Origin of the sequence: Phenylobacterium sp. (assembly GCF_019636135.1) — a bacterium.
Lineage (GTDB): Bacteria > Pseudomonadota > Alphaproteobacteria > Caulobacterales > Caulobacteraceae > Phenylobacterium.
This window is the reverse complement of sequence record NZ_JAHBYD010000055.1, coordinates 1-8,845: the sequence shown is the minus strand read 5'-3', so window position 1 is coordinate 8,845 and position 8,845 is coordinate 1. Positions and strand designations below refer to the sequence as shown.

Here is an 8,845-nt window from a genome sequence, read left to right as displayed (position 1 = left end):
GCTAGGACCAATCCACATTCAGCGCGCGCTCCAGCGGCCCTTCGCCCCGTGCGAAGGAAGGGCTTGCCCCGCTGGCGCGTCAGCGCCGCGAATTCGACACCAAGGCCACCAAGGTCACGAAGAGGCTGGCGTCGCCCTTGGTGGCCTTGGTGGCCTTGGTGGTTCGAAACGACAGCGCCTGTGGCGCGCAGAGAGCCGCCGGCTCATCCCTCGGAGACCGGGCCTTCGGTCGAATGTGGATTAGTCTTAGACGGCTTTGCCGGGCGCCGGCACCAGCATCACCGACATCGTCGGGCCGGTGTTCAGCCGCCAGAGCTCCACCATCGGCGCGGGCGGCGGGACCGGCGGGTTCAGCCGCCAGCCCATGTAGGTCATCACGATCAGCCCGGCGGCGATCAGGCAGGGGCCGGCCAGGCCATGGTCGTCGCGCGGCGACCGCAGCAGGCCGATGCGCACCTCCAGCGGGTGCGGCCCGCGCGCCGGCCAGTAGCAGCCGAAGGGCAGGGGCTGGCTGGCCAACTGGGTCTTCAGCAGGGTCCGGGCGTAGAGCGCCCGCGCGCCCGGCCGGCGGCGCAGCACGGCGGCGTCGCACGCCAGCTCCTGGTCCAGGCGCAGCACGTGCGCGCCCAGGTGGACCAGCGGGTTGAACCAGCACAGCGCCTGCAGCGCCGAGGCCAGCGCGCCGGCGCGCGGGTCCATCCGGGCGACGTGCTCGCGCTCGTGGGCGCGGATCAGCGCGCGTTCCTCTTCGGTGTAGGTCCCGTCGTCGGCCGGCATCACGATCCGCGGCGCGATCACGCCCACGACCGAGGGGCCGGCGGTCCCGCGCGCCACGGCGTCCATGAACCGCTTCTGCGCGAAGGCCAGGCCCGCGAACACGGCGGCGAAGCCCAGGGCCCACAGCATCAGCAGCTCGCCGGAGTAGTCCCCGACGGTGGCGGCGATGAGGTTGCGCGCGTCGGCCCCGTCCTCGGTGCGGGCGGGCAGCAGGGTGGCGAAGGCGGCCAGCGGCGGCGCGGCCCACAGGCCGTAGGCCAGCTCGGGCCCGAACATCCGGCGGAACGGGATGCGCAGGGCCAGCACCGCCAGGACACTTAAGCCGCCCACCAGGTTGACCCGGATCAGGCCCGCCAGCAGCTCCTCAGTCGTCATCGGCTTCGAACTCCGCGATGAGCGTCTTCAGGCGGGCGACTTCTTCGGCCGACAGCGCGCGGTGCTGGGCGTAGTGGGCGACCAGCGGGGCGACCTGGCCGCCGAACAGGCGGTCGAGCAGGCCCTGGCTCTCGCCGGTGACGTAGTCCTCGCGGCTGACCAGCGTGCGGTAGATCGCCCGCCCGCCGGTGCGCTCCGAGGCCAGCGCCTTCTTCTTCAGCAGCCGGTTGATCAGCGTCTTGACCGTGGCCTCGCCCCAGCCCTGCCGGGGGCCGACCGACTGCACGATCTCGTCCGCCGTCATCTGGCCGCTGGCCCAGAGGGCTTCCATGATCTGGCTTTCCGCGCCCGATATCTTCGACATCTTACATCCGTAGGTCGTTCGGAACGTACGCTTGTAATTCATCGAGTCAAGCGCCGCTGCCTTCGAGTGGGCGTGCGCGTCGTGGCGGGAGTAAGGCCGTTGCGCGGGGCGTCGGGATCCGCGGGATCTGAACTCAAGGCCACGGGTCCTCGTTTGCCTTGCTCTGGCGCAGGCCACGCTTCAGGCCTAGCGTGACCCTGTCAGCAAGGAGCCTGCCCGATGAAGCTCTCCGACGAGGATCGTGATCGCCTCGCCTTGCACACCGCCTTCGCCGTCCACCAGCTCGCCCGCTACGTCGCGGACCGCCCGGACGTCGCGCAGGACATCCGCGACCGCCTGCGCGGCCACATCAGCGCCATCGAGGGCGTGATGGTCACCAGCGGCCACGACTGGATCCGCGACGAGATGGAAGCCACCGAGGCGGCGCTGCAGTAGCCTTCCTTTCCCGCTTGCGGGAAAGGGGGACCGCCCGCCGAAGCTGGCGCAAGCCGGCTGAAGAGCGGGGGGTGGAAAGGGAAGGCCTCAGGCGCGGCGGATCGACCGGGCTGCGGCTCGCGCGGAGGCGGCCGTTTTCCCTTCCCACCATTCGCTCTTCGCTGCGCTCGGCGAACGGTCCCCCCTTCCCGCGAGCGGGAAGGGAAGGGCTACGCCGCCGCCGCCAGGGCGTCCTTCGGCATGCGCGAGCGGTGGTGCGGCCGCTCGCCAGCACCGTCGCGCGGTTCATGACCCGGCGGTTCGGCAGGTCATCCCGGTTTCGCCGGTCTTTGGCTTGCAGCCAAAACCGGGATGACAAGCGGGGGTGGGGTTCATTCCCCCTTGCCTGCCGTGACGGAGGGGCCTCACGGTGCGGTTTTAGAAGAACCAGTAGGGAAGGGCCGCCATGTCCATCGACTTCGAGATCCCCGCCGAGGCCAAGGCCGTCCGCGAGAAGGTCCGCCAGTGGGTCCACGACGAGTGCATCCCGGCCCAGGAGAAGATCAAGGACAGGGCCAGCTTCGAGAAGGTGCTGGGCGAGCTGCGCGCCAAGGCCCGCGCCCAGGGCCTGTGGATGCCCTTCGTGCCCAAGGAATACGGCGGCATGGGCCTCGGGCCCCTCGCCAACGCCCTGGTGCAGATGGAGCTGGGCGAGAGCTACATCGGCGCGCTCTCCATGAACTCGCAGGGGCCGGACGACGCCACGATCCTCACGCTGATCGCCCATGGCACCGAGCACCAGAAGGAGAAGTTCCTCAAGCCGCTGCTGAACGGCGAGAAGCGCGTCTGCTACTCGATGACCGAGAAGGCCGCCGGCGCCGACGCCACCGGCATGCGCACCACCGCGGTTCCCGACGGCAACGAGAACTACGTGCTGAACGGCGAGAAGTGGTTCAGCTCCGCCGCGTCCGCCGCCGACCTCGCCCTGGTGATGGCCCGCACCGACACCGAAGGCCCGCGCCACCAGCAGTTCTCGACCTTCATCGTCGAGCTGCCCAACCCCGGCTACAGGATCAAGCGCGACATCCCCACGATGGCCGCCGAAGGCCCGCTCAGCCACATCATGGGCGGCGGCCACTCCGAGATCGAGATCAAGGACCTGGTGGTCCCCGCCGAGAACATCGTGGGCGGCCTGGGGCAGGGCTTCAACATGGGCCAGCACCGCCTGGCCTACGGCCGCCTTCGCCACGGCATGCACAACGTCGCCATGGCCCAGCGCGCGCTGGACCTGGCCGCCGCCCACATCACCAGCCGCGAGACGTTCGGCGGGCCGCTGCACAAGCGCCAGGCCGTCCAGTTCATGATGGCCGAGTGCGCGAGCCAGCTCTACATCGCCCGCCTCATGTTGCTGCACATCGCCTACAAGGCCGAGAAGGGCGCGGACCTTCGGCAGGAGAACTCCATCGCCAAGGTCTATCTCGCCCACATGGTCCACCACGTGGTCGACACCGCGATCCAGCTCCACGGCGCCCTGGGCTACAGCCGCGATACGCCGCTCGCCGCCTGGTACACCCACATCCGCAGCCAGCGCCTCGTCGACGGCCCGGACGAAGTCCACCGCTGGACGGTCGGCCGCAACGTCATCAAGGCCTTCCAGGCCACCGGCACCACCGCCGGCGCCTGCGGCGGCGACCTGCTCTAGCCCTCACCCAAAGCCCCTCTCCCAGGCGCGGCAGCGCCGTGGGAGAGGCCGGGAGAGGGCGGCGCTGCGTTAGCGACCGCCGGGGCGTTGGACCCGAACACGCGGGTGTCGGCGGCGGGTGGATCACCTCACCTCCCCCGCGCAGCGGCGGGAGGGGGACCGTCCGCCGAAGCTGGCGCGAGCCGGCTGTAGAGCGGATGGTGGAGGGGGCGAGCCGCTTCGACGACCGTGAAGCCGCCAAGTCGTTCCGCAGAGCCTGAGGCTTGCCCCCTCCACCACTCGCTCTCCGGCTTCGCCTCGGCGAGCGGTCCCCCTCCCGCCGCTGCGCGGGGGAGGTGAGGCGTGGGAACGTCCGCTGAGGGGTCGAGAGCGGGTACGCCTCTCGCGCAGTCCTCAACGTTTGCCCCGAAAGTCATGGCTGGCCTCGTGCCGGCCACTCATGGACACCGATTCAGCCAAGCTCGCAGCGGCGCCGCGGGCCGCGTCCGCACGCCTGCGTACCGGCGAGACCCCGATCGGGGTCGCCCGGCTCAGCGCCCGAAGGCGGTCTCGCCGGACGCGATCAGCAGCACCGTGGCCGGCTGGTCGGGCGCGATCAGCGCGTAGCCCGACGTGGCGTCGAAATAGACGGAATCGCCGCGGGTCATCGGCAGCGGCGTGTAGAGGTGGCTGTGGAACTCGACCTCGCCCGCGATCACGAACGCATAGGCTTCGCCCTCATGCACGGCCAGCGGGCCGTGCGCGTCGATCGTGCGGGCGGTGACGTCCAGCAGCAGCGGGGACAGGCCCTTCGAGAGCAGGTCCGACGCCGCGCGGCGGCCGGTGTTGCCCCCCGCGCGGGCGGCGGGCCCGTCGCCCATGCGCGTGACCGAACGGCGGCCCGACGCGGCGACCGCCGTCTCGGCCTCACGCGTGACGAGACCCTCGAGGTCGACATCGAGGGCGCGGCACAGGCGGACGAGCTTGTCGTAGTTGAGGGCGTTCTGGCCCAGCTCCACACGCGACAGCGTCGAGATCGGCACGCCGCTCTGCTCGCTCAGGATCGCCAGGCTCCAGCCGCGCGCAAGACGGAGCTTGCGGATGGCCGCGCCGGTGCGGTCCGACATCCGCGAACGCATACTGGACAAATCCCCTTTTCGTGACGCGAGATTAGGATGATTCAGCGGCCTCGACACCGAACGTGTTCGTTGAGCTGTATTCAATCTGGGGTTCAGCGCTGCGTCGCGATTGGCGCGACGGCGTGGCTGGGCCAAGCTGCGGCCCGTGAGGCTGTACTGACAGGATGTCGCTGGGGGGCGGCCGACGATGCGTGACACCGAACCCGCGCCTGGGCCCGACGTGCGGCGGACGTTCGCGAACGACGCCATCCACCTGCTGCGCACCACGCAGACGGTGCAGTACCAGCTCAGCCAGATGGCCGATCAGAAGGCCAGCATGCTGCTGGGCATCACCTTCGTGATCTTCACGATCTCGATCGGGCAGGCGCGTGGCGCGGCGACGCCGCTGGCGGTCATGGTGCTGGGCGGCGCCGCCTTCGTCGCCGCGTTCCTGACGGTGCTGGCCGTCCTGCCGTCGGTGAAGGTCCCACCGAAGCCCGACGGCCCCGCCAACATCCTCTTCTTCGGCTCCTTCACCCAGGAGGCCGAGGATCGCTATGTCGAGATGCTGCTGGAGGTCTGCGGCGAGACCCGCACCGTCTACGAGGCGATGGCCCGCGACGTCTACCAGAACGGCGCCGTGCTCGCCCGGAAGAAGTACAAGCTCCTGGGCTACGCCTATCGGGTGCTGCTGGTGGGGTTGGTCCTCAGCCTGCTCGCCTTCCTGGCGCCGATGATCCTGCACCTGTTCGGGATGTCGATGCCGGCCGGCGCGCCGCCGGCCGCGCACTAGGACACGGACATGGGGCTATAGCGCCCGGATGCGCGCCGAACTCGTCCGACATCCCGACTTCCCCTGCGACGCGGTGCGCGCCATCGAGGCGCAGGTCGAGCCGCTCGGGCCCGGGATGCTGGCCGTGCGCTTCGTCGTCGCCGGAGACCTCGGGCGGCTCAGGCTCCAGCCGGCCGCCGCGCCCGAGCGAACGGACGAGCTCTGGCGCACCACCTGCCTGGAAGCGTTCGCGGCCGACGCCGAGGGGGACGGCTACACGGAATACAACCTGGCGCCCTCGACCCGGTGGGCCGCCTACCGCTTCGAGGGCTACCGGCGCGGCCTGCACGCCGCCGAAGTCGGGCCGCCCGGCATCGTGGTCGAGCGGACGGCCGGGGGGCTGGACCTGCGCGCCCGCCTCGATCTCGCACGTCCGGCCTCGCGTCTGGGCCTCGCCGCCGTGATCGAGGAGACGTCCGGCCGCATCTCCTACTGGGCGGCGCGCCACCCCGCAGGCCGTCCCGACTTCCACCACGCCGATGGATTCGCCCTCGAACTTCCCCCACCTTCGGGCGCATGAGATTCGGCATCGACCGCCTCGTCGCGGACCCTGAGCTGCGCAGGCCGCTGGCCGGCCGGCGCATCGCGCTGCTGGCCCACCCGGCGTCGGTCACCGCGGACCTGACGCATTCGCTGGACGCCCTGGCCGCACGACCCGACCTGAAGCTCACCGCCGCCTTCGGGCCGCAGCACGGCCTGCGCGGCGACAAGCAGGACAACATGGTCGAGAGCCCGGACTTCGCCGATCCGGTCCACGGCATCCCCATCTTCAGCCTGTACGGCGAGGTGCGCCGGCCGACCGACGCGGCGATGGAGACCTTCGACGTCCTGCTGGTCGACCTCCAGGACCTCGGTTGCCGCATCTACACCTTCATCACCACGCTGCTGTACGTGCTGGAAGCCGCCGCCAGGCACGGCAAGGCGGTCTGGGTGCTGGACCGCCCGAACCCGGCCGGCCGTCCCGTCGAGGGCCTGACGCTGCGGCCCGGCTGGGAGAGCTTCGTGGGCGCGGGTCCCATGCCCATGCGCCACGGCCTGACGCTCGGCGAGCTCGGCCACTGGTTCGTCCGGCTCAAGGGCCTCGACGTCGAGTACCGCGTCATCGCCATGGAGGGCTATGCGCCCGACGCCGCGCCGGGCCACGGCTGGCCGCTGGGCGAGCGCGCCTGGGTCAACCCCAGCCCCAACGCGCCCAACCTCTGGATGGCGCGGGCCTATGCCGGCACGGTCATGCTGGAAGGCACGACGCTCAGCGAGGGGCGCGGCACCACCCGGCCGCTGGAAGGCTTCGGCGCGCCCGACATCGACGCCCGCGCCGTCATCGGCGAGATGCGGGCGCTGGCCCCGCGGTGGCTGGGCGGCTGCGTTCTCCGCGACTGCTGGTTCGAGCCCACCTTCCACAAGCATGTGGGCAAGCTGTGCTCCGGGGTGATGATCCACACCGAGGATCCGGCCCACTACGACCACGCCGCCTTCAGGCCCTGGCGGTTGCAGTCGCTGGCCTTCAAGGCGATCCGCCGACTCCAGCCGGACTACGACCTGTGGCGCGACTTCCCCTACGAGTACGAGGTCGGCAAGCTGCCGATCGACGTGATCAACGCCAGCCCGCTGCTGCGGGAATGGGTCGACGACCCGGCCGCCACGCCCGCCGACCTCGACGCGATCACGGCGCCGGAGGAAGCGGCATGGGAAGAGGAGCGCCAGGCGTTCCTGCTCTACTGAAGACGAGCCGGCTTCAGGCCTGTCGGCTTCAGCCGTGCTGGCGTCGGGCCAGCACGACACCCGTCTGGCCGTAGATCACGCCAAGGGTCTCGTGGTGCGCGAGGCCCGCGGCGGCGGCCATGGCCAGGAAGTAATCGAGGTCGACGTCGGACCGGTCGTGGTCGTTGACGTAGGCCTGGCCGGCGGGCGGCTCGACATGCAGCGAGATCACGGCGCGGCCGCCCGGCTTCAGCACGCGGGCGATCTCGGCCAGGTAGTGGCGGGCCTCGGGCTCGTGCAGGTGGGTGAAGAGCGAGTGGGCGGCGACCGCGTCGATCGAGGCGTCCGCCGCCGGCAGCGCGTAGTCGACGGTCTGGATCGCGCCGGTCGGATTGTAGACGTCGGAGTAGCCGTCGAAGTGGTGGAAGGCGAAGCGATCCTCGATCGAGGCGAACGCGCGCCGGCACCACAGGACGTGCGGCAGGAAGATGTCGACGCCGACGTAGCGGACGTCCGGCACGAGCGCGAGGAACCGGGTGAGCTTGCCGCAGCCGCAGCCGAGGTCGAGCACGGTGGGCGCCGGCGGCAGATGGCGCGCGACCACGTGCGCCCAGGCGTCGCCGATGCCGAACCAGTAGCCGAGGCTGCCGCCGCCCGACGAATTGGCCCGCAGCGCGAAGTTCGGCACCGGGAAGCCGCCGGGCTGCTGCGGCAGCGTCGGCTCGTCGTAGTGGTGCCACAGGTCGCGCGGCACGGCGCTCCAGTTGGCTTCGGTGACCTGGTGGATGGGCGCGTCGGGCGCGGCTGGCGGATCGCCGCGCAACGCCCGCAACACTCGCCTCGCCAACCGCCGCATGCGCATCCTCGTCCCGACCTCCGTGTCTTAGCCGCCGGTGCGGCGTCTTTCCACCGTGAGCCGGGCCGGACCTAGTGTCCTGACTCAGAAGTTCGCGGACTCGATATCGACTCAGTCGTGATCGACAGTTTCTCTCGGATTGGGAGGACGGTGATGGCGGGTCGGGAGTTGCCGGCGATTGAGCTGGATGAGGCGGAGCGTGCAGAGCTGACGTCGCTGGCGGCGCGGCGGAGCACGGCGCAGGCGCTGGCGTTGCGGGCGCGGATCATCCTGGCCTGTGCGGAGGGTGGGCAGAGCAAGGTCATCGCCGAGCGGCTGGGACTGGACCGGGAGACGGTCGGCAAGTGGCGCCGCCGCTTCATGGCGCACCGGCTCGATGGCCTGCGCGACGAGCCGAGGTCAGGGACGCCGCGCACGCTGGATGACGCGCGGATCGAGGCGGTGATCGTGCGCACCCTGGAGACGCTTCCGCCGGACGCCACCCACTGGAGCTCGCGCAGCATGGCCAAGGCCAGCGGCGTGTCGATCTCCTCGGTGCAGCGCATCTGGCGCGCCTTCGGCCTGCAGCCGCACCGGCTGGAGACCTTCAAGCTGTCCACCGACCCGGACTTCGTCGCCAAGGTGCGCGACGTGGTCGGCCTCTACGTCTCGCCGCCCCAGCACGCCGTGGTGCTCTGCGTCGACGAGAAGTCGCAGATCCAGGCGCTGGACCGCAGCCAGCCGATGC

The 8,845-nt window shown here is 70.8% G+C and carries 10 protein-coding genes; 6 read left to right on the top strand and 4 right to left on the bottom strand.

Features of this window, described 5'->3' with window-relative positions; translation table 11 throughout:
• Nucleotides 1–246: 246 nt before the first annotated feature.
• Nucleotides 247–1,152 (bottom strand): M56 family metallopeptidase, encoded by a 906-nt coding sequence (locus KF737_RS22240; protein WP_296460712.1) that lies wholly within the window; start codon nucleotides 1,150–1,152, stop codon nucleotides 247–249.
• Nucleotides 1,142–1,516, bottom strand: coding sequence for a BlaI/MecI/CopY family transcriptional regulator (locus KF737_RS22235; RefSeq protein ID WP_296460710.1), 375 nt, complete (start codon nucleotides 1,514–1,516; stop codon nucleotides 1,142–1,144). The genes KF737_RS22240 and KF737_RS22235 overlap by 11 nt, the downstream gene beginning before the upstream one ends.
• Before the next feature lie 219 nt (nucleotides 1,517–1,735).
• Here KF737_RS22235 and KF737_RS22230 point away from each other — a divergent pair, with 219 nt between their 5' ends.
• A complete protein-coding gene (locus KF737_RS22230) occupies nucleotides 1,736–1,951 on the top strand; it encodes a hypothetical protein (RefSeq protein ID WP_296460707.1) in 216 nt (71 codons plus the stop codon).
• Between the two features lie 445 nt (nucleotides 1,952–2,396).
• On the top strand, nucleotides 2,397–3,632 hold the full coding sequence (locus tag KF737_RS22225) for an acyl-CoA dehydrogenase family protein (RefSeq protein WP_296460704.1): 1,236 nt from the start codon (nucleotides 2,397–2,399) through the stop codon (nucleotides 3,630–3,632).
• A gap of 530 nt (nucleotides 3,633–4,162) precedes the next feature.
• On the opposite strand, the gene KF737_RS22220 is transcribed toward KF737_RS22225, so the two are convergent.
• A complete protein-coding gene (locus tag KF737_RS22220) occupies nucleotides 4,163–4,738 on the bottom strand; it encodes a helix-turn-helix domain-containing protein (protein ID WP_296460701.1) in 576 nt (191 codons plus the stop codon).
• A gap of 199 nt (nucleotides 4,739–4,937) precedes the next feature.
• Between KF737_RS22220 and KF737_RS22215 the strand changes: the two genes are divergently transcribed.
• The 3 genes from KF737_RS22215 to KF737_RS22205 are packed head-to-tail and all read left to right on the top strand — an operon-like array spanning nucleotide 4,938 to nucleotide 7,283.
• Complete coding sequence (locus KF737_RS22215) at nucleotides 4,938–5,522, top strand: Pycsar system effector family protein (RefSeq protein ID WP_296460698.1); 585 nt, start codon at nucleotides 4,938–4,940, stop codon at nucleotides 5,520–5,522.
• Nucleotides 5,523–5,550: 28 nt separating this feature from the next.
• Nucleotides 5,551–6,081 (top strand): DOMON-like domain-containing protein, encoded by a 531-nt coding sequence (locus KF737_RS22210; RefSeq protein WP_296460696.1) that lies wholly within the window; start codon nucleotides 5,551–5,553, stop codon nucleotides 6,079–6,081.
• Entirely contained in the window at nucleotides 6,078–7,283 is a 1,206-nt protein-coding gene (locus KF737_RS22205) for a DUF1343 domain-containing protein (protein WP_296460692.1), read from the top strand. Before KF737_RS22210 ends, KF737_RS22205 begins: the two co-directional genes overlap by 4 nt.
• A 28-nt stretch (nucleotides 7,284–7,311) precedes the next feature.
• Here KF737_RS22205 and KF737_RS22200 read toward each other — a convergent pair whose 3' ends face one another.
• On the bottom strand, nucleotides 7,312–8,094 hold the full coding sequence (locus KF737_RS22200) for a class I SAM-dependent methyltransferase (protein WP_296460690.1): 783 nt from the start codon (nucleotides 8,092–8,094) through the stop codon (nucleotides 7,312–7,314).
• 177 nt (nucleotides 8,095–8,271) lie between these two features.
• Here KF737_RS22200 and KF737_RS22195 point away from each other — a divergent pair.
• Nucleotides 8,272–8,845, top strand: a 574-nt coding sequence (locus KF737_RS22195; protein WP_296460688.1) for an IS630 family transposase, incomplete at its 3' end; no start/stop codon positions are given.

Bases quoted from the DNA above. Each gene is read 5' to 3' on its own strand.
- KF737_RS22220 (WP_296460701.1), bottom strand. From the start codon at position 4,738: ATGTCGGACCGCACCGGCGCGGCCATCCGCAAGCTCCGTCTTGCGCGC.
- KF737_RS22230 (WP_296460707.1), top strand. From the start codon at position 1,736: ATGAAGCTCTCCGACGAGGATCGTGATCGCCTCGCCTTGCACACCGCC.
- KF737_RS22240 (WP_296460712.1), bottom strand. From the start codon at position 1,152: ATGACGACTGAGGAGCTGCTGGCGGGCCTGATCCGGGTCAACCTGGTG.
- KF737_RS22215 (WP_296460698.1), top strand. From the start codon at position 4,938: ATGCGTGACACCGAACCCGCGCCTGGGCCCGACGTGCGGCGGACGTTC.
- KF737_RS22205 (WP_296460692.1), top strand. From the start codon at position 6,078: ATGAGATTCGGCATCGACCGCCTCGTCGCGGACCCTGAGCTGCGCAGG.
- KF737_RS22235 (WP_296460710.1), bottom strand. From the start codon at position 1,516: ATGTCGAAGATATCGGGCGCGGAAAGCCAGATCATGGAAGCCCTCTGG.
- KF737_RS22210 (WP_296460696.1), top strand. From the start codon at position 5,551: ATGCGCGCCGAACTCGTCCGACATCCCGACTTCCCCTGCGACGCGGTG.
- KF737_RS22225 (WP_296460704.1), top strand. From the start codon at position 2,397: ATGTCCATCGACTTCGAGATCCCCGCCGAGGCCAAGGCCGTCCGCGAG.